Here is a 19,071-nt window from a genome sequence, read left to right on the forward strand (position 1 = left end):
CGGGAATGGTCTGTTCGGGCTGCATGCAGCGAAGGATGCCATCGCCGCCGCCGGCGGAACAGTGCCGCGCCGTCATCCATGCACTGGATGACGGCGTATCCATCCTGCATATGGCGTTCGCCGAGGCGCTTTCCAGGGCCCCTGTTCACTCTTTCGGGCGACAGCCGGAATACCTCCTTGGTGCGCTTACCGCCGTTCGGGCCGCTGGGTAGGGTGTAGCCACCTCGACCCTGTCAGGAGAGCCGCATGACAACAACAAAAAGGCGCGGAATCTTCCCTCTGCACGCACTCGCTGCGGCCACAGCCCTGGGTTGCGCCACCCAGGCCTCGGCCGTGTCATTCAACATCGGGGAGATCGAAGGGCAATTCGACTCGTCGCTGTCGGTGGGGGCCAGCTGGTCCATGCGTTCCGCCGACAAGGACTACATCGGCACCCGCAACGGCGGCCACGCCTCGTCGCAGACCTCCGACGACGGCCGGCTGAACTTCAAGAAGGGCGAAACCTTCTCGAAGATCTTCAAGGGCATCCACGATCTCGAACTCAAGTACGGCGACACCGGCGCGTTCTTCCGTGGCAAGTACTGGTACGACTTCGAGCTGAAGGACGAACACCGCCTGCTCTACGACATCGACGACCACAATCGCAAGGAGGGCGCCAAGTCCTCCGGGGCGCAGCTGCTCGATGCCTTCCTCTACCACAACTACAGCATCGGCGACCTGCCCGGCAGCGTGCGGGTCGGCAAGCAGGTGGTGAGCTGGGGCGAGAGCACGTTCATCCAGAACTCGATCAACAGCATCAACCCGATGGACGTCGCCGCGTTCCGCCGGCCCGGCGCGGAGATCAAGGAAGGCCTGATCCCGGTGAGCATGCTCTACCTGTCCCAGGGCATCAGCGACGCGCTGACCGTCGAAGGCTTCTACCAGTTGGAGTGGGACCAGACGGTGATCGACAACTGCGGCACCTTCTTCTCTACCACCGACGTGGTCGCCGATGGCTGCGAGCGGATGGTCTACGCCGGCAGCGACTTCGACCCGAACCCGGCCAACGGCTACCGCTACCTGCCGCGCGCCGGCGATCGCGATGCCCGCGACAGCGGCCAGTGGGGCCTGGCCCTGCGCTGGTACGCGGCGGAGCTGAACGACACCGAGTTCGGCCTGTACGCGATGAACTACCACAGTCGCAACCCGTACTACAGTGTGATCGCCGGCAACGGCCTGGCCACCTCCGACCCGGTCACCGGGCGCTCCACCGGCTATTACTTCATCGACTATCCCGAGGACATCCGCCTCTACGGCCTGAGCTTCCAGACCAACATCGGCAGCACCTCGGTGGCCGGCGAGCTGAGCTACCGGCCGAACATGCCGCTACAAATCAACAGCACCGACATGTCGATCGCCGCGATCTACCCGACCACCCTGTTCGGCAACCCGATCTACGACAGCGGCTTCGCCACCCCGCGCGCCGGCGAGGTGATCAACGGCTACGTGCGCAAGCCGGTGACCCAGGCACAGGTGACCGTCACCCAGTTCTTCGACCGGGTACTGGCGGCCGACCGCCTGACCGTGGTCGGCGAAGTCGGCTACAACCACCTCAGCGGGGTCGACGGCGACGATCTGCGCTACGGCCGCGACGCCATCTACGGCATCGGCGAACTGCCGAACAACGCCTTGTGCACCGGCGCGCTCAACGTGGCCAACCCGCAGGAGTGCAACAGCCACGGCTTCTACACCCGCAACTCGTGGGGCTATCGCCTGCGCGGGATCCTCGAATATCCCAACGTGTTCGCCGGGGTCAACCTGAAGCCGAACCTGGCCTGGTCGCACGACGTCGAGGGCTACGGGCCGAACTTCAGCGAGGGCGCCAAGGCCGTCAGCGTCGGCCTCGATGCCGACTACCAGAACACCTATACCGCCAGCATCAGCTACACCGACTTCTTCGGCGGCAACTACAACCCGATCAACGACCGCGACTTCCTCGCGGTGAGCTTCGGGGTGAACTTCTGAGGTCCGCCGCCCCTCGGGGCGGCCGCTTTCGCGGATACGAACAAGGATAACGACGCATGAAAACAGCACGACTCCTGTCCTCCGGGGCGCTGGCCCTCAGCCTGCTGGCCGGTTCGGTGACGGCGGCGGTTTCGCCCGACGAGGCCGCCAAGCTCGGCAGCAGCCTGACCCCCATCGGCGCGCAGAAGGAAGGCAACGCCGACGGCAGCATCCCGGCCTGGACCGGCGGCCTCGCGGCCAGCGCCGGCAAGGTCGATGGCAAGGGCTTCCTTTCCGATCCCTTTGCCGACGAGAAGCCGCTGTTCACCATCACCGCGCAGAACGTCGAGCAATACAAGGACAAGCTCTCCGACGGCCAGTTGGCGATGTTCAAGCGCTACCCGGAAACCTACCGGATCCCGGTGTACAAGACCCATCGCACGGTGGCCCTGCCGGCCGAGATCGACGAGGCGGTCAGGCAGAGCGCGCTGAACGTGCAGCCGATCAACGACGGCAACGGCCTGTCGAATTTCGAGAAGAGCCGCTACTACGCCTTCCCGATCCCGAAGAACGGCGTCGAAGTGCTCTGGAACCACATCACCCGCTACCGCGGCGGCAACCTCAAGCGCACCATCGTCCAGGCCACCCCGCAGACCAACGGCAGCTTCACGCCGATCCGCTTCGAGGAGTCGGTGGCATTCCCGCAGAACATGCCCGACCTCGACCAGAGCAAGGCGGCCAACATCCTCACCTTCTTCAAGCAGCAGGTGACCGCGCCGGCGCGCCTGGCGGGCAACGTGCTGCTGGTCCACGAGACCCTCGACCAGGTCAAGGAGCCGCGCCTGGCCTGGGTCTACAACGCCGGCCAGCGCCGCGTGCGGCGCGCCCCGCAGGTGGCCTACGATGGCCCGGGCACCGCCGCCGACGGCCTGCGCACCTCGGATAACTTCGACATGTTCTCCGGCGCCCCGGACCGCTACGACTGGAAGCTGGTCGGCAAGCGCGAGATGTACATCCCCTACAACGCCTACAAGCTCAACGACCCGACCCTGAAGTACGGCGACATCATCAAGGCCGGGCACATCAACCAGGACCTGACCCGCTACGAGCTGCACCGGGTGTGGGAAGTGGTCGGCACGGTGAAGCCGGGCGAGCGGCACATCTACGCCAAGCGCCACATGTACATCGACGAGGACAGCTGGCAGATCGCCCTGGTCGACCACTACGACGGTCGCGGCCAGCTCTGGCGGGTCGGCGAGGGCCACGCGCAGTACCACTACGACCAGAAGGTCGCCGGCTACACCCTGGAGGCGCTCTACGACGTGATCGCCGGTCGCTACCTGGCGCTGGGCATGAACAACGAGGAGAAGCGCGGCTACGAGTTCGGCTTCAAGGCCTCGTCCGCCGACTACACGCCGGCCGCCCTGCGCAACGCCGGGGTACGCTGAGTCCCGGCCAGTCGCGACGAGCGTGGCGGCTTGTGCCGACGCGCTCGTTCGTTATGACGGCCCATCACCCGGCGCAATCATCGTTCAGCAGCGGGGCAGGCGCGGTCTAGGCTCCCGGCAAGGCGCTTCGACAGAACAAGAGCACTGCCATGACCGAGCCGACCGAGCTGCCCGCCGCCTTGCCGCGGCTGCCGCCGCAGCACCTGCCGCGGCCCCGTTTGCACCAGCCGCTGCTGCGCGGCGAATGCCGCCTGCGACTGCTCTGCGCGCCCGCCGGCAGCGGCAAGACCGTCCTCCTCGGAGAATGCGCGCGGCGGGCGCCGCCTGGCGTGCAGGTGGTCTGGCTGGCGCTGGGCGGGGAAGCGCTGGACCCCGCGACCTTCCGCCGCCGCCTGGCCGGCGCCCTCGGCTTGCCCGAGGACAGCGACGAAGCGCAACTGTGCCGGCGGCTGCGCAACGCTTCCGCGCTGTGGCTGCTGCTCGACGATTACCCACGGCACCCCGACCCCGCCCTCGACGCCTGCCTCGATCGCCTGTTGAGCGCGGCCTCGCCACGGGTGGGCTGGTGGCTGGCGAGCCGGCGGCGGCCGCAGTGCAACCTGGCGCGGTTGCTGCTGGAAGGGGAGTTGCTGGAGGTCGACGGCGGCCTGCTGGCGTTCGATGCCGACGAGGTCGCCGAACTGCTCCGCCTGCACGGGCGCAGCGCCGATGCCGCTACGGCCGGGACACTGCTGGAACGCAGCGGCGGTTGGTGCGCCGCGTTGCGCTTGCGCCTGCTGGTCGGCGAAGAGACGGCCGGACCGTTGTTGCAGGAATACCTCCAGCACGAGTTGCTCGACGAGCTGCCGCCGCCGCTGGCCGACGCCGCGCGTGCCCTGGCCTGGCTGCCGGAAGTCGGTCCGGAGCTGTTCCGCCGGCTGTTCGAGGAGCTGCCCCACGGGCTGGACGACCTGTTGGCGCGGGGCTTCCCCCTGCTGGCCGATGCGAACCAGCGCTACAGCCTGCCACCGGCGATCCGCGAGGCCTGGCGCGAAGCGCCGCAGCGCCCGCAGCGGGACTTCCACCGGGAAGCCTGCGAATGGTTCGCCGAACACGGCGAGACCCGCGAGGCGGTCGACCAGGCGCTGGCCGCCGACGAACCGGAAACCGCCGCCGGATTGTTGCAGAAGCTCACCGAGGAGCAATTGCTGCACGGCCACAACATCGGCATGGTCCTGGCCCTGCGCGACGAACTGCCGGCGGCGCTGCTGGCCAGCACGCCGCGCCTGGTGATCCTGAATGCCTGGGCGCTGCTCTACGCCGGACGCCTGGCCGAAGCCGAGGACTGCATCGGCCAGTTGGCGCGCTTCCTGCCGATGCCCTCGGCGTCCCGCCAGCGGGTGCTGCTGGCGCAATGGCAGGGCTTGTTCGGGATCCTCCTGCACTGCCGCGGCGAGCGCGGCGCCGCCGACTACCTGCGCGAGGCGCTGGAGCAACTGCCGGAGGACGCCTGGTCGCAGGGACTGATCTGCCGCTCGGCGCTGATGCAACTGGCGATGATCGAGGGGCGGATGGACCAGGCGCGGTTGATCGGCCGCGATGCCTTGCGCCTGGCGCGCGAGCACGACAGCCTGATCTTCGAGGCGCTGATCGAACTGGAGCGGGCGCAGTGGCTGGAGCAGCGCGGCGAACTGCTGCGCGCGGAAGGCGTCCTCGATCGCGCCCAGCGCTACCTGGAGGACCTCGGCCAGCAGGGCAGCCCGATGCTCGGCCGGATCGCCCTGCGCCGCGCGCGCCTGTGCCTGCAGCAGGGCCGCGAGGTCGAGGCCGGGCACTGGTATCGGCTGGGGCTGGAGCAGGCACGGGAGAATCTCGATCCCTGGGCGCTCTACGGCTACCTGGGACTGGCCTTGCTGGAGGCCGGGCAGGGCGACCTGGACGCGGCGTTCAACCGCCTGCTGGAGGTCGAGCGGCTGATGCAGCAGCGCCATGTCCCCGATCCGCTGTATCGCGGCGCGCTGCTGCTGGTCAGCTCCGCCCTGACCCTGCAGCAGGGAAGGCCGGCGCAGGCGCGGGAGATCCTGCTGCGGGTCCGCGCCTACTTCCAGCCGGGACGGGCGCGCCTGTCGCCGCCCTCCGAACCGGAGCTGGAAGCGCGGGTAGAGCACCAATTGGCACTGGCCGAACTCTACAGCGGCGAGGCAGCCGCCGCCGAAGCGCGGCTGCGCGGGCTGCTCGCCATTCTCGAGGCGCAGGGGCGGCAGACGCTGCTTTGCGAAGTGCGCATGGGTATCGCCGAGTGCCAGTTCCTCTCCGGACAATTGCCCCAGGCCCAGCAGACCCTGCGCAGCGGCCTGGAGCTGGCGGAGCGGCTGGGCCTGCAACTGCCGCAGCGGCGACTGCGGGATCGCCAGCCGCAACTGTTCGCCGCCCTGCCGGGGGAAGAAGAGGAGGGGCTCAGTCCGCTCAGTTGTCGGGAGCTGGCGGTGCTCGGCCTGATCGCCCAGGGCTGCTCCAACCAGGAGATCGGCGAGCAACTGTTCATTTCCCTGCACACGGTGAAGACCCACGCCCGGCGGATCAACGGCAAGCTCGGGGTGGCCCGTCGGACCCAGGCGGTGGCGCGGGCCAAGGCCCTCGGCCTGCTCGCCTGAGCGGACTCAGTGCAGTGCGCGGCCGGTCGGCGGGGCGAGTTCGCCCAGGCGCTGGCCGAGGCGCAGTTGCTCGGTGGGATCGTCGCTGAGCAAGAGCGCGCGTTCCAGGTCGTAGCGTTCCGCCTGCGGGCAATCCAGTTGCCGATAGAGGCCGGCGCGGGCCTCGTGGTCGGCAGCGCCCACCGGGCCGAGTTCGATCACCCGCTGGGCATCCTTCAGCGCGGCCAGCGGCTCGCCGGCGGCGCTGTGCAGTTGTCGCAGGTTGCGCGACAGACGCTGGAGGATTTCCCCGGGAGAGGCCTGCTTCAGGTAGGCGGCCTGCAGCTCGCTCTTCGGCCCCTGCAGGCGCAGCAGCAGTTCGCGGCAGTCGGGGGTATAGAGGCGTCGCCCGGTGGCCGGGTCGAGCAGATGGTCGGCCTGCGGCACGCGCAGCAGGAAGCGTCCCGGGAAGTTCACTCCGACCAGCGGAATGTCCAGCCGCCGCGCCAGTTCCATGGCCACCAGCGCCAGCGACAACGGCTGTCCCTGGCGCCGCTGCAGCACCAGCGGGAGCAGGGCCGAGCGCGGTTGCAGGGGGAAGTCGTCGTCCTCGCAGAAACCCTGTTCGCTCATTCGCCGCAGCAACCCCTGGGCGCGCTCGCTGGCCGAGGCGCGGTCGTCCAGGCTGGCGCCGATCTGCCGGACGAGTTCGTCGAGCTCGCGCAGGGCGTGGGCGGGCGAATACGCCGGGAGGTGCTCCGCGGCGATCCACAGGGCCGCCTCGAACAGCGCTGGCGGTTCCTGGGCGAGACAATCGAGGCAGGCTTGACGCGGGTCCATGGCTTTCCTCCTGGTGCGCCTGGATCGCTGCGGACGGGCCGTTCGGAGCACGCCGGGGCCGGTTTCGAGCGGGCGGACCCCAAGGTTGTAACCGTCCGCCGAAGCTTCGTCCAGTACCCGGCTCGGCGAGCGCCGCGGCCTGGTCGTCGGCCTTGCGGGCGTTTCGCCGACGCCTGCCTATACTGAAGGTGCCGGGCGGCAACGGCCCGGCCCGAACAACAAGCAGCAAGCAGGGGAGCCCCAGCATGTTCGACATGATGGACGCGGCCCGGCTCGAGGGTCTCCACCTCGCCCAAGACCCGGCCACGGGACTCAAGGCCATTATTGCCATCCACAGCACGCGACTCGGCCCGGCGCTGGGTGGTTGTCGCTACCTGCCTTACCCCAACGACGAAGCCGCCATCGGCGACGCCATCCGCCTGGCCCAGGGCATGAGCTACAAGGCGGCCCTGGCCGGGCTGGAGCAGGGCGGCGGCAAGGCGGTGATCATCCGCCCGCCGCACCTGGACAATCGCGGCGCGCTGTTCGAGGCCTTCGGGCGCTTCATCGAAAGCCTCGGCGGACGCTACATCACTGCGGTGGACAGCGGTACCTCCAGCGCCGACATGGACTGCATCGCCCAGCAGACCCGCCACGTCACCAGCACCACCCAGGCCGGCGACCCCTCGCCGCATACCGCCCTCGGCGTGTTCGCCGGGATTCGCGCCAGCGCCCAGGCGCGCCTCGGCAGCGACGACCTGGAAGGCCTGCGGGTCGCGGTGCAGGGGCTCGGCCACGTCGGCTACGCATTGGCCGAGCAACTGGCGGCGGTCGGCGCCGAGCTGCTGGTCTGCGACCTCGATCCCGGCCGGGTGCAACTGGCCGTCGAGCAGCTCGGTGCCCATCCGCTGGCGCCGGAGGCATTGCTCTCCACCCCATGCGACATCCTCGCGCCCTGCGGCCTGGGCGGCGTGCTCACCAGCCAGAGCGTCAGCCAATTGCGCTGCGCGGCGGTGGCCGGGGCGGCGAACAACCAGTTGGAGCGGCCGGAGGTCGCCGACGAGCTGGAGGCGCGTGGCATCCTCTATGCGCCGGACTACGTGATCAACTCCGGCGGCCTGATCTACGTCGCCCTCAAGCACCGCGGCGCCGATCCGCACAGCATCACCGCGCACCTGGCGCGGATTCCCGCGCGGCTCACCGAGATCTATGCCCATGCCCAGGCCGACCACCAGTCGCCGGCGCGGATCGCCGACCGTCTGGCGGAACGGATTCTCTACGGCCCGCAGTGACGGGCCGGCGTTTCCGGCGAGGCCGCCAGCGGGCCTCGCCAGCGGCAGTGCGGGCCACCCCCGCGGTGCCGCGCGTGCACGCCGCCACCCGCGGCGCGACCCTGAGCGGCACGCCTACCCGGCGTGCGGAGGAGGTTTGCGATGGTTCACAACCGGATCGACCCGCCTTTCACCCGCTACCTCGACAGTGACGGTCGGCCCCTCGGCGAGTTGCCCGCCTGGGCCGGCGACAGCGATGCGCTGGTCGGCCTCTACCGGCAGATGCTCCTGACCCGCCTGTTCGACCAGAAGGCGGTGGTCCTCCAGCGTACCGGGCGGATCGGCACCTATGCGCCAACCCTCGGCCAGGAAGCCATCGGTGTGGCCATCGGCAGCCAGATGCGCGCCGAAGACGTGCTGGTGCCCTATTACCGCGATACCGCCGTGCAATTGATGCGCGGTGTGCGCATGGAGGACATCCTCCTCTACTGGGGCGGCGACGAGCGCGGCAGCGACTACGCCGAACCGCTGGCGGCGCAGGACTTTCCCATTTGTGTGCCGATCGCCACCCAGGCCCTGCATGCCTGCGGGGTCGCCTCGGCGTTCCGCATCCGCGGCGAGCACCGGGTGGCGGTGACCACCTGCGGCGACGGCGCCACCAGCAAGGGCGATTTCCTCGAGGCGCTGAACGTGGCGGGCGCCTGGCAGTTGCCGGTGCTCTTCGTGGTCAACAACAACCAGTGGGCGATCTCGGTGCCGCGGCGCATCCAGTGCGGCGCGCCGACCCTGGCGGAGAAGGCGGTGGGTGCCGGCTTCCCCGGCGAACAGGTGGACGGCAACGACGTGCTGGCGGTCGCCGAACGCGTCCGCGCGGCCCTGGAGCGCGCGCGCCAGGGCAAGGGGCCGACCCTGCTGGAGTGCATCAGCTATCGCCTGTGCGACCACACCACGGCCGACGACGCCAGCCGCTACCGTTCCGCCGAGGAGGTCAACCAGGCCTGGCGCGAGGAGCCGATCAAGCGCCTGCGCGCCTTCCTCGCCGGCCGCGGCCAGTGGGACGAGGAGCGCGAGCAGGCGCTGGTGGGCGAGTGCCAGGCGCGGGTGCAGGAGGCGGTGGAGCGTTTCGAGACGTTCGCCGCGCAGGCGCCGCAGGCACTGTTCGAGCATGTCTACGCGCGCTGGCCGGCGGTCCTGGAGGAGCAGCGCGAGCAATTGCTGGAGCGCGCCGCGCGGCGGCAGGGAGGGGCCGAACATGAATGAGCGCAACGGCGAAGCGAAACGCCTGGCCCTTCTGGAGGCGGTCAACCTGGCGCTGCACCGGGCCATGGCCGAGGACGAGGCGGTGGTGGTGCTGGGCGAAGACGTCGGGGTCAACGGCGGGGTGTTTCGCGCCACCCTCGGCCTGCGAGAGCGCTTCGGCTTCAAGCGGGTGCTGGATACGCCGCTGGCGGAGAACATGATCGCCGGGCTGTCCATCGGCATGGCCGCCCAGGGCCTGAAGCCGGTGATGGAGATCCAGTTCATGGGCTTCATCTACGCCGCCATGGAGCAACTGGTGTCCCATGCCAGCCGCCTGCGCAATCGCACCCGCGGCCGCCTAGCCTGCCCGTTGGTGCTGCGCACGCCGATGGGCGCGGGAATCCGCGCGCCGGAGCACCACAGCGAGGCGACCGAGGCGATGTTCGCGCACATCCCCGGCGTCCGCGTGCTGGTGCCGTCGTCGCCGGCGCGGGCCTACGGCCTGCTCCTGGCGGCGATCGACGATCCCGATCCGGTGATCTTCCTCGAACCGACCCGGCTCTACCGGATGAACCCGCAGCCGCTGGCGGACGACGCCCGGCGCCTGCCGCTGGACAGTTGCTTCACCCTTCGCGAAGGCGGCGACCTGACCCTGGTCAGCTGGGGCGCCAGCGTCCACGAGACCCAGCAGGCCGCCGAGCGCCTGGCGCAGCGCGGCATCGAGGCCGAAGTGATCGACGTCGCCTGCCTCAAGCCGCTCGACCTCGACACCCTCGAAGCTTCGGTGCGCAAGACCGGTCGCTGCGTGATCGTCCATGAGGCGCCGAAGAGTGGCGGCCTCGGCGGGGAAATCGCCGCGAGCCTCTACGAGCGTGTCCTGTTCGACCTGCGGGCGCCGATCCAGCGGGTCGCCGCGGCCGATATCCCGCCGCCGCTGTACCGCCTGGAAGCGCTGTACATGCCCGCCGTGGAGGACATCCTGGCGGCCTGCGACACCGTGCTCGGCTACGCCTGAGCCAAGGGGAGACGACCATGAAGCACTTCAAGCTGCCCGACCTGGGCGAGGGCCTGCAGGAAGCGGAAATCGTCGAATGGCACGTCAAGGCCGGCGACAGCGTGCGCGCCGACCAGCGCCTGGTCTCGGTGGAAACCGCCAAGGCGCTGGTGGACATCCCTGCGCCCTACGATGGGGTGGTGGGCAAGCTGTTCGGCGCCGAGGGCGACATCCTCCACGTCGGCGAACCGCTGGTGGGCTTCGAGGGCGAGGAGGCGGACGCCGGTACCGTGGTGGGGCGCCTGGAGGGCGGCGGTAGCGCCCTGGAGGACCGTTTCTTCATCGGCGCCGCACCGTCCACCCGCGAACACCTGGCACCGCGCGCGACCCCGGCGGTGCGCCAGTTCGCCCGCCAGCAGGGCGTCGAACTGGCCGGCCTGAGCGGCTCCGGCCCGGATGGCCTGATCACCCGCGCCGACGTCGAGGCCGCCGCCCAGGGCGCCCGCGAACGCTTCGGCGGCGAGCGCTTGCGCGGGGTACGGCGGAGCATGGCGCTGAACATGGCGCGCTCGCATGCCGAGGTGGTGCCGGTGACGATCTACGGCGACGCCGACCTGCATCGCTGGAAGACCGCACGCGACCCGTTGATCCGCCTGGCCCAGGCGCTGGCCGAGGCCTGTCGCGCCGAGCCGACCCTCAACGCCTGGTTCGATGGCGCCTCGTTGTCGCTGAAACTGCATGAGCGGCTCGACCTGGGGATCGCCGTGGACACCCCGGACGGCCTGTTCGTGCCGGTGCTGCGCGACGTCGGTGCGCGTTCGGCGGAGGACCTGCGCGCCGGTATGCGGCGCCTGCGCGAAGACGTCCAGGCACGCTCGATCCCACCGGCGGAAATGCTCGGCGCGACCCTGACCCTATCCAACTTCGGCACCCTGTTCGGCCGCTACGCCAACCCCGTGGTGGTGCCGCCGCAGGTGGCCATCCTCGGCGCCGGCGGCATCCGCGACGAAGTAGTGGCCTGGCGCGGCGAGATGGCGATCCACCCGATCCTGCCGCTCTCGCTGAGCTTCGATCACCGCGCCGCCACCGGTGGCGAGGCGGCGCGTTTCCTCAAGGTACTGGTGAACGCCCTGGAGCAGCCCGACGGCTGATCAGCGCCGGTGCTCCAGCCACCACGCCAGCAGCGCGCCGAGGGCGTAGGCGAGCAGGTCGAAGCCGTCGGCGGTGCTGCCGAGAACGATGCGCAGCACGGGGCTGGAGAATTGCCAATGCAGTTGCGCCGCCAGGTACTGGCCCAGTTCCAGCAGCGCGCCGACGGCAAAGGCGGCGGATGCCAGCCAGGCGGCCGGCGCCCTGAGCGCGCTGCCCATCAGGTAGTAGAGCCAGACCACCGCCAGCAGGTCGCCGCCGAAGCTGCGTATCCAGCCCCAATGCCGGCCCAGGGTGGCGAGCAGGACCAGCAGGCCGAACAGCAGCAGTGCCAGCAGCAGGCTGCGCCGGTCCAGGCGCCAGCGTCGGGAGCGGACGGGAGAGGCGGGGAGAGCGGGCATGGGACCTTCCTGGTCGATGGGGCTGCCGGGCGTTGTACGGCAAGCGCCGGTTTCCGGCAAGCCGGGCGCGGGTCGGACAAGCGCCGCGCGGACTCAGCGGCGTCGCAGGCTGGCGAGCAACTGCTCGACGAAGGCGTCGCTGCCGGAGCTGTCGAGGTAGTGCACCTGGGGACCGTCGAGCAGGTAGATCGCGTGGTAGGGCTTGCCGGCCTGGCTGCCGCGCAGGCGATAGACCTCGGTGCCGGCCACGCGGTAGCGGCTGACGCTGGCGCGCCGGTCGCACAGACCGAGGGCCTGGCGCTGCGCCTGGAGACGCTCGCGCTCGGCGTCGGGCAGGCCGTCCAGCGGCAGGGCTCCGAACAGCAGGCGAACCTGTCGCGGAAGGTCGAGCCGTTCGCCCTCGTCCGCGCCCATCTCGTTGCCTTCGAGCAGGCGGTGGGCGAGGTAGTGACCCTCGGCGTAGCGGGCGATCAGCAGGTCGCCGCTGTGCAGCAGGGTGGCGGGGGCCCGTTGCAGGTCGAGTTGCAGCCTGCCGGCGCCGCCCAGGGCCAGGACCTGCGCGGCGCCGGCAGAGACTGCCGGTGTCTCGGCGTCCGTGGCCCGGAACGGGCAGGCGAGGGCAGGGGCACCGGCGAGGCCGAGGAGGACGCACAGCAGGCCGGCAAGTTGTCGCGGCATGTTTCGGCTCCTTGCGCTTTGCTTGCAGCGGCGGCTCATTCGTCCGCGGCGTTTTCCTCGAACAGTTCGTTGAGGGCGTCCGGCTGGTTCTTGAAGGCGCGGGCGAAGGCGTCGCGGTTCTTTGCCATGAAGATGCCGAGTTCTTCCACCTGTTCCTCCTTCAGCGACGGCACCGCCTTCTGCAGCACCTCGGCCAGCGTTTCCGCCAGCTCCAGCATCTTGTCGTAACGATCGGCTTCAGCCTTGTCCATGAACAAACGCTCCTGATCCCGGCTGCTGCGGTACACCACTTCGACGGCCATTCATCACCTCTGTGCCTTCTGAGTCGCAAGGTTGCTTTGACTGGTTATCCATCCAGTATATGGCGTCTTGCCGTCCGTGGATAGCGCCAGGATTGCCGGCGCATTGCCGGGGCGGTCGTCGTCTGACAGAAATGTCACGCCGGGCTCATGAGCCTGACAGTCTCCGCAGCGTAGTTTCAGGCTGAACGTTCTACCAAGGAGACATCCTCATGAGAGTGATCCCGTTGGCACTTGTCGCGCTGCTCGGCCTGGCGCCGCTGGCCCAGGCGCAGCAGCAGCCCTACGGACCCAACCCGGACTCGAAATCGCTCCGCCAGCACTACGTGGAAGGGCGCCTGGACATCGCCCGGGTGATCTACAAGACCGACCTGTGGAGCGCCTGTGGGATCGTCCCGGCGCGCCTGGTCTACGAGGACTCGCAGGGCGAGCGGCATACCGTCGAGTACAAGGCCTGGGGCAGCGGCTGCAGCGGCAATTGAGCGAACCCGGCGCGGCACGGGCCGCGCCGGGTTTTCCTCGGCTCCCGCGCTTCTGCTAAGGTTGCGCGTCTGCCGCCCGTTGCGCGGCGCATACCTTCCGCCCCGCAAGGATGCCCGGCATGCAAGACTTCGGTTTCGCCCTTCTGCTCATCGGCTACGTCTGGTCCGTGGCCAGCGGCGGTCGCCGTTCGATCCCCTGCGCATTGCTCTGCCTGCTGCTGTTTCCGCTGGCGCAACTGGCCTTCGCCATCAACGACGCGCCGATGCGCCCGCCGCTGGCGCTGGCGGCCCTTGGCGCGGGCCTGGCCTACCTCGGCGGCGGCTCGGTGTTCGGCTGAGCCCGGCATCTCACAAGAATACGATTGAAAATCATTATCATAAAAAATATGCTGCTGTCCTTCTGAAAGGACGTGGGTGGATGCGCCGTTGGCGGAGCAGGATCTCAAGGCACTGTTTCTCAGGCATGCCCGGCAGTTGCAGTCGTATCTGTTGCGCAAGACCCGTGATCCACACCTGGCGGCGGACCTGGCGCAGGAAAGCTTCCTGCGCCTGGCCGAGCAGCGGCACAAGGAGCCGATCGAGCATGTCGACGCCTATCTCTACCGCACCGCGCACAACCTCACCATCGACCATTACCGGCAGGAACGGCGGCGCCGCACCGAGACCCGGCCCAACGATGACCTCGCCGGGTTCGTCGCCGACCAGCCCGGCCCCGAGGAGTCCGCGGTGGATGCCGATGCGCTTGCCCGCCTGCGCGAGATAGTCGCCGAACTGCCGCCGCGCACCCGTGAGATCTTCCGTCTCAACCGTCTGGAGGGGCTGACCCATGCCGAGGTGGCGAGACGCCTGGAAATCTCCGATAGCTCGGTGCAGAAGCACCTGGCCCGCGCCCTGGCCCATGTGATGCAGGCACTCGAGGATTCCCGCTGAATGGATTACCGAGTCTTGCCGGTTCGCGCGTCTGAACCTCTATAACGACCAACGAGAGCCGCACGTGAACAGCCCCCAGGAACAACAGCAGATCCGCCAGCAGGCCGCCGAATGGGCGATCCGCCTGGACGGCGGCGACCTCGACCGGACCCGGCGCGAAGCGCTGGACGGCTGGCTGGCGGCCGACCCCCGGCACCCGGCCGCGCTGGCGCTGGCGCAACGGACCTGGAAACAGCTGGGATCGCTGGCCGAACCGCGGACGATGGCTCCGACGCCGGTCGCCAGCGCGCCGCGCCGCGCCGGGGGGCGGCGCAAGGGCTGGCGCGGCTGGGCCGCGGCGGCGGCGGTGCTGCTGGCCCTGGGCAGCGCCTGGAGCGAACGCGACGCCGGCGTGAGCTGGCTGGCCGACCACTCTACCGGCAAGGGCGAGGTACGCATCCTGCGGCTGGTGGATGGCAGCGAGGTCGAGCTGGACGCACAGAGTGCCATCGATGTCGCCTACGACAGCCGCGAGCGACGGGTGCGCCTGCTCGAAGGCAGCGCGATCTTCCGCGCCGCCCCCCGCGCGGGCCGGGAGACCCGGCCCTTTGTGGTGGAAAGCGCCGGCGGCAGCACTCGCGCGCTGGGCACTCGGTTCCTGGTCAGCCGCAACGACGACGGCAGCGTCCAGGTCGGGGTGCTCGAACACCGCGTCGCGGTGGCCCTGGCGCATCCGCGCACGGGGACCGTCGGGCGCCGCGAGCTGGGCGAGGGCGAGAGCCTGCGCTACAGCGCGGAGGGCGGCGTCGAGGCGCCGCTGGGCGGTCGCCTCGACGACCTGACCAGTTGGCGGCGCGGCCTGCTGGTCTTCGACGAGCAGCCGCTGGGCGAGGTGGTGGCGCGGCTCAATCGCTACCGGCCGGGGCATTTGCTGGTGGCTCCCGGTGCGTTGGCGCAGCGGCGGGTCAGCGGCGTATTCCGGGTCGCCGACCTGGAGGCCTCGTTGCAGTCGATCAGCGATGAGCTGGGAGTGCGCAGCCTGGGCCTGGCGGGAGTGACGCTGCTGTACTGAGCGGCGCGATCGCTTCCGAGAGCCTCGACCACGGGCCGGGCAGTCGCCCCGCGCGCTTGTTCCGGCAGGGGCCGGGAAGCGCATTTTCGAGCCGTGGATCCCGCCGGCGAAAAATTTTCTCGATTTCCGTTACTGACTTTCCCTGCCTCCATCGTTCTCTTAACGAGACTGATTCTTATTACACAAAACGATGGAGTGTAGGCGCTGTCATGAAACATCGTGGATGGAGTGCCGTGCGAGGCGGTCGCAAGGGGGCGCAACTGGCCCTGGGGCTGGGCCTGGTCCTGCTGGGAACGGCCGCGCTACCGCTGCATGCGCAAGACGGGGCGGACTCGGCGAGCCAGCAGCAGACCGCGCTGCGCCGGGTCCGGCTGGACATCCCGGCACAACCGCTGAACCGCGCCCTGCTGCGATTCGCCGAGCAGGCCGGGGTCCAGGTGTTCTTCGACAGCCAGCGTTTCGCCGGTCTCGGCAGCGCGGCGGTGCACGGCGAATACGTGCTGGCCGACGGCCTGAGCCAGATGCTCCAGGGCAGCCCGGTGGAATACCGCTTCTCCGGCAAGGACCAATTGAGCCTGATCCGCGTCAGCCAGGACGACCTGGTGCAGATGTCGCCCTCGGTGATCTCCGCCGCGCGTCCGGACGACTGGGTCTACCAGACGCCGCATTCGGTCAGCGTGATCGGCCGCGAGCAGATCGAGCGCAACCCGCCGCGGCATGCCGCCGACATGCTCGAGGAAACCCCCGGGGTGTACTCCTCGGTGAGCCAGCAGGACCCCGGCCTGTCGGTGAACATCCGTGGCATCCAGGACTACGGGCGGGTCAACATGTCGGTCGACGGCATGCGCCAGAACTACCAGCAGAGCGGCCACCAGCAGCGCAACGGGACGCTCTACGTCGATCCCGAGCTGCTCAGCGAGGTGGTCATCGACAAGGGCGCCAGCTCGGCCATGGGCGGCGCCGGGGTGATCGGCGGGATCGCCAACTTCCGCACCCTGGAGGCCCGCGACCTGGTCAGGCCGGGCAAGCAGGTCGGTGGCCGGGTGCGCCTCACCAGCGGCCTGGGCGGCGACGCCAATGGCACCCACTTCATCGGCAGCGCGGCCTTCGCCATCGGCACCGAGGTCTGGGACATGCTGGTCGCCGCCAGCGAGCGCCACCTGGGCGACTACGACCCGGGGACCAAGGGCAGCATTGGCGAGCTGCGCACCGGCGCCTGGTTCAATCCCGAGGCCGGGCAGCGGGTCAAGCATTCGCCGGTGGCCTACTCCGGCTACGTGATGCGCTCGCGACTGGCCAAGCTTGGCGTCGCCCTGCCGCAGGACCAGCGCCTGCAGTTCAGCTACCTGACCACCCAGGTGTCCTACGACGACGCCAACATGCTCAACACCGAGAACCAGGCGCTCTGGGAAAAGCTCGGCAGCAGCGACGTGCGTGTGCAGAACTTCGCCATCGACTACGGCTACGCGCCGGACAACCCGTTGGTGGACTTCAAGGCCAAGCTCTACTACGTCGACAACCGCAACCGCCAGCAGACCCTGCAACGCGGTATCACCCCCGGCTACTCGATCACCTACCAGACCGACACCTACGGCGCGCAGGCGCAGAACACCTCGACCTTCGCTCTCGACGATCTCTCCACGCTGCGCGCCAACTATGGCCTGGAGTTCTTCTACGACAAGGTGCGGCCGGACTCCAGCCAGCCGCGGGCGAGCACCTCGGCGGTCGGCTTCCCTGCGGCCGAAGGCATGACCCCCAAGGGCGACCGCGCCCTCGGTAGCCTGTTCGCCCGTCTCGACTACGACTACGACGACTGGCTCAACCTCAACGCCGGGCTGCGTTACGACCGCTACCGCCTGCGCGGCGACACCGGCTTCAACGCGCGCACCTTCATCCTTGGCACCACCCGGCAGACCGACATGCCGCTGCAATACGCCGTCGACCGCGAGGAGGGGCGCTTCTCGCCGACCTTCGGCCTGTCGGTCAAGCCCGGCGTCGACTGGTTGCAGTTGTTCGCCACCTACGGCAAGGGCTGGCGCCCGCCGGCGGTGACCGAGAGCCTGATCACCGGCCGCCCCCACGGCGGCGGCGCGGAAAACATGTACCCCAACCCGTTCCTCAGTCCGGAGCGCTCGAAGGCCTGGGAAGTCGGTTTCAACGTGCTGAAGGAGAACCTCTGGTTCAGCGACGACCGCCTGGGCCTGAAGGTCGCCTACTTCGACACCCGGGTCGACGACTTCATCTTCATGGGCATGGGCATGCAGCCGCCGGGCTACGGCATGGCCGGGATCGGCAACAGCGCCTACGTCAACAACCTCGACAGCACGCGCTTCCGTGGCGTCGAGTACCAGCTCGACTACGATGCCGGGCTGGCCTACGGGCAGCTCTCCTACACGCACATGATCGGCAGCAACGACTTCTGTTCGAAGACCGCCTGGCTCGGTGGCGTCACCCAGACGGTGAAGGGCAGCGGTCGCCGCCCGCCGGTGATCGACATGCGGCCGGACGAGCAGGCCAACGCCGCCACCCATTGCAGCGCGGTGCTCGGCTCCGCCGAACACATGCCGATGGACCGCGGCTCGCTGACCCTGGGCATGCGCTTCTTCGACCGCAGGCTGGACGTCGGCGCCCGTGCCCGCTACAGCGAAGGCTACTCGGTGGCTGGCGGCGCCACGGTGTCGCAGGCCGGCGTGTACCCGGCGGACTGGAAGGAATACACCGTCTACGACCTGTACGGCAGCTACCGGGTGAGCGATGAACTGACCCTGCGCCTGGCCATGGAGAACGTCACCGACCGCGCCTACCTGGTGCCGCTGGGCGACGTGCTGGCCTTCACCCTCGGTCGCGGGCGGACCCTGCAAGGCACCCTCGAATACCAGTTCTGACCCCCGTTTTGCCCAGTGAAGGGCAAAACCGGAGCGGGCATCCGTGCGCTCCGGCATTCACCACTCGTTGAATTGGAGTTTTGGCATGAGCATTTCGATTTCCTACAGCACCACCTACAGCGGCTGGACCGTAGCGGATTACCTGGCGGACTGGTCGGCCTACTTCGGCGACGTCAACCATCGTCCGGGCCAGGTGGTGGACGGCAGCAATACCGGCGGCTTCAACCCCGGTCCGTTCGACGGCAGCCAGTACGCGCTGAAGAGCACCGCCAGCGACGCGGCCTTCATCGCCGGCGGCGACCTCCACTACACCCTGTTCAGCAACCCCAGCCACACCCTGTGGGGCAAGCTGGACAGCATCGCCCTCGGCGACACCCTGACCGGCGGCGCCTCCAGCGGTGGCTACGCCCTGGACAGCCAGGAGGTGAGCTTCAGCAACCTGGGCCTGGATTCGCCGATCGCCCAGGGCCGCGACGGCACCGTGCACAAGGTGGTCTACGGCCTGATGAGCGGCGACAGCAGCGCCCTGCAGGGGCAGATCGACGCGTTGCTGAAAGCGGTCGACCCGAGCCTGTCGATCAACTCCACCTTCGACCAGTTGGCCGCGGCCGGCGTCGCCCATGCCACCCCGGCTGCGGCAGCGGCGGAAATCGGCGTGGTCGGCGTGCAGGAACTGCCGCACGACCTGGCCCTGGCGGCCTGAGCAACTGTCCACGATAGCGTTCGTGGACTGCTTGCGCTAAAGGCCGGAGAGGAGTTGGCGCTCCTCTCCGGCGCGCGAACCGCCGTCGCTGCGCCTCGCACCCGTGGCGACGGCGGCCCCCGGATTG

Annotated in this window: 17 protein-coding genes; 13 read left to right on the forward strand and 4 right to left on the reverse strand. The window is 69.2% G+C overall.

All coding sequences use genetic code 11. The features are described from left to right. The first annotated feature begins 246 nt into the window (after positions 1 to 246). The 3 genes from ACYAF3_RS19085 to ACYAF3_RS19095 all read left to right on the forward strand — a co-directional run bounded on the left by ACYAF3_RS19085 (position 247) and on the right by ACYAF3_RS19095 (position 6,064). On the forward strand, positions 247 to 2,004 hold the full coding sequence (locus ACYAF3_RS19085; RefSeq protein ID WP_105579102.1) for a DUF1302 domain-containing protein: 1,758 nt from the start codon (positions 247 to 249) through the stop codon (positions 2,002 to 2,004). A 56-nt stretch (positions 2,005 to 2,060) separates the two neighbouring features. Then, positions 2,061 to 3,431, forward strand: a complete 1,371-nt coding sequence (locus tag ACYAF3_RS19090; protein ID WP_003111022.1) for a DUF1329 domain-containing protein — start codon at positions 2,061 to 2,063, stop codon at positions 3,429 to 3,431. Between the two features lie 149 nt (positions 3,432 to 3,580). Then, a complete protein-coding gene (locus ACYAF3_RS19095) occupies positions 3,581 to 6,064 on the forward strand; it encodes a LuxR C-terminal-related transcriptional regulator (protein ID WP_023130818.1) in 2,484 nt (827 codons plus the stop codon). A 6-nt stretch (positions 6,065 to 6,070) separates the two neighbouring features. On the opposite strand, the gene ACYAF3_RS19100 is transcribed toward ACYAF3_RS19095, so the two are convergent. Further along, positions 6,071 to 6,883, reverse strand: a complete 813-nt coding sequence (locus ACYAF3_RS19100) for a SirB1 family protein (protein ID WP_003162663.1) — start codon at positions 6,881 to 6,883, stop codon at positions 6,071 to 6,073. 245 nt (positions 6,884 to 7,128) lie between these two features. Here ACYAF3_RS19100 and ACYAF3_RS19105 point away from each other — a divergent pair, with 245 nt between their 5' ends. The 4 genes from ACYAF3_RS19105 (at position 7,129) to ACYAF3_RS19120 (ending at position 11,517) form a co-directional block, all read left to right on the forward strand. Further along, positions 7,129 to 8,154, forward strand: a complete 1,026-nt coding sequence (locus tag ACYAF3_RS19105) for a Leu/Phe/Val dehydrogenase (protein ID WP_003091859.1) — start codon at positions 7,129 to 7,131, stop codon at positions 8,152 to 8,154. 141 nt (positions 8,155 to 8,295) lie between these two features. After that, positions 8,296 to 9,393: a pyruvate dehydrogenase (acetyl-transferring) E1 component subunit alpha gene (pdhA, locus tag ACYAF3_RS19110; RefSeq protein WP_073658372.1), complete on the forward strand. Its 1,098-nt coding sequence runs from the start codon at positions 8,296 to 8,298 to the stop codon at positions 9,391 to 9,393. Next, the gene (locus ACYAF3_RS19115) at positions 9,386 to 10,387 is read left to right on the forward strand and encodes an alpha-ketoacid dehydrogenase subunit beta (RefSeq protein WP_023088140.1); all 1,002 of its coding nucleotides are present in this window, start codon (positions 9,386 to 9,388) and stop codon (positions 10,385 to 10,387) included. Before pdhA ends, ACYAF3_RS19115 begins: the two co-directional genes overlap by 8 nt. 17 nt (positions 10,388 to 10,404) lie before the next feature. After that, positions 10,405 to 11,517: a dihydrolipoamide acetyltransferase family protein gene (locus ACYAF3_RS19120; protein WP_003138213.1), complete on the forward strand. Its 1,113-nt coding sequence runs from the start codon at positions 10,405 to 10,407 to the stop codon at positions 11,515 to 11,517. Here the strand turns inward: ACYAF3_RS19120 and ACYAF3_RS19125 are convergent, their stop codons facing one another. The 3 genes from ACYAF3_RS19125 to ACYAF3_RS19135 all read right to left on the reverse strand — a co-directional run bounded on the left by ACYAF3_RS19125 (position 11,518) and on the right by ACYAF3_RS19135 (position 12,896). After that, positions 11,518 to 11,916, reverse strand: a complete 399-nt coding sequence (locus tag ACYAF3_RS19125; protein WP_003117551.1) for a DUF2809 domain-containing protein — start codon at positions 11,914 to 11,916, stop codon at positions 11,518 to 11,520. It lies immediately after the preceding gene. Between the two features lie 93 nt (positions 11,917 to 12,009). Next, positions 12,010 to 12,594: a hypothetical protein gene (locus ACYAF3_RS19130; RefSeq protein WP_105579104.1), complete on the reverse strand. Its 585-nt coding sequence runs from the start codon at positions 12,592 to 12,594 to the stop codon at positions 12,010 to 12,012. A gap of 35 nt (positions 12,595 to 12,629) precedes the next feature. After that, positions 12,630 to 12,896 (reverse strand): YebG family protein, encoded by a 267-nt coding sequence (locus ACYAF3_RS19135; protein WP_003091854.1) that lies wholly within the window; start codon positions 12,894 to 12,896, stop codon positions 12,630 to 12,632. 209 nt (positions 12,897 to 13,105) lie between these two features. Between ACYAF3_RS19135 and ACYAF3_RS19140 the strand changes: the two genes are divergently transcribed. From ACYAF3_RS19140 to hasA, 6 genes are all read left to right on the forward strand, one after another. Then, positions 13,106 to 13,375 (forward strand): DUF2790 domain-containing protein, encoded by a 270-nt coding sequence (locus ACYAF3_RS19140; protein ID WP_003091850.1) that lies wholly within the window; start codon positions 13,106 to 13,108, stop codon positions 13,373 to 13,375. 119 nt (positions 13,376 to 13,494) lie between these two features. Next, positions 13,495 to 13,713, forward strand: coding sequence for a hypothetical protein (locus tag ACYAF3_RS19145; RefSeq protein WP_003107534.1), 219 nt, complete (start codon positions 13,495 to 13,497; stop codon positions 13,711 to 13,713). 76 nt (positions 13,714 to 13,789) lie between these two features. Then, on the forward strand, positions 13,790 to 14,305 hold the full coding sequence (locus ACYAF3_RS19150; protein ID WP_003107536.1) for an RNA polymerase sigma factor: 516 nt from the start codon (positions 13,790 to 13,792) through the stop codon (positions 14,303 to 14,305). Positions 14,306 to 14,369: 64 nt separating this feature from the next. After that, complete coding sequence (locus ACYAF3_RS19155) at positions 14,370 to 15,356, forward strand: FecR family protein (RefSeq protein ID WP_003158311.1); 987 nt, start codon at positions 14,370 to 14,372, stop codon at positions 15,354 to 15,356. A 209-nt stretch (positions 15,357 to 15,565) separates the two neighbouring features. Further along, positions 15,566 to 18,241 (forward strand): heme uptake receptor HasR, encoded by a 2,676-nt coding sequence (gene hasR, locus ACYAF3_RS19160; protein WP_020750690.1) that lies wholly within the window; start codon positions 15,566 to 15,568, stop codon positions 18,239 to 18,241. Positions 18,242 to 18,326: 85 nt separating this feature from the next. Continuing rightward, positions 18,327 to 18,944 (forward strand): heme acquisition protein HasA, encoded by a 618-nt coding sequence (gene hasA, locus ACYAF3_RS19165; protein WP_003091842.1) that lies wholly within the window; start codon positions 18,327 to 18,329, stop codon positions 18,942 to 18,944. The last annotated feature ends 127 nt before the right edge of the window (positions 18,945 to 19,071 follow it).

The sequence above is a fragment of the Pseudomonas sp. TZ252 genome, assembly GCF_056110345.1.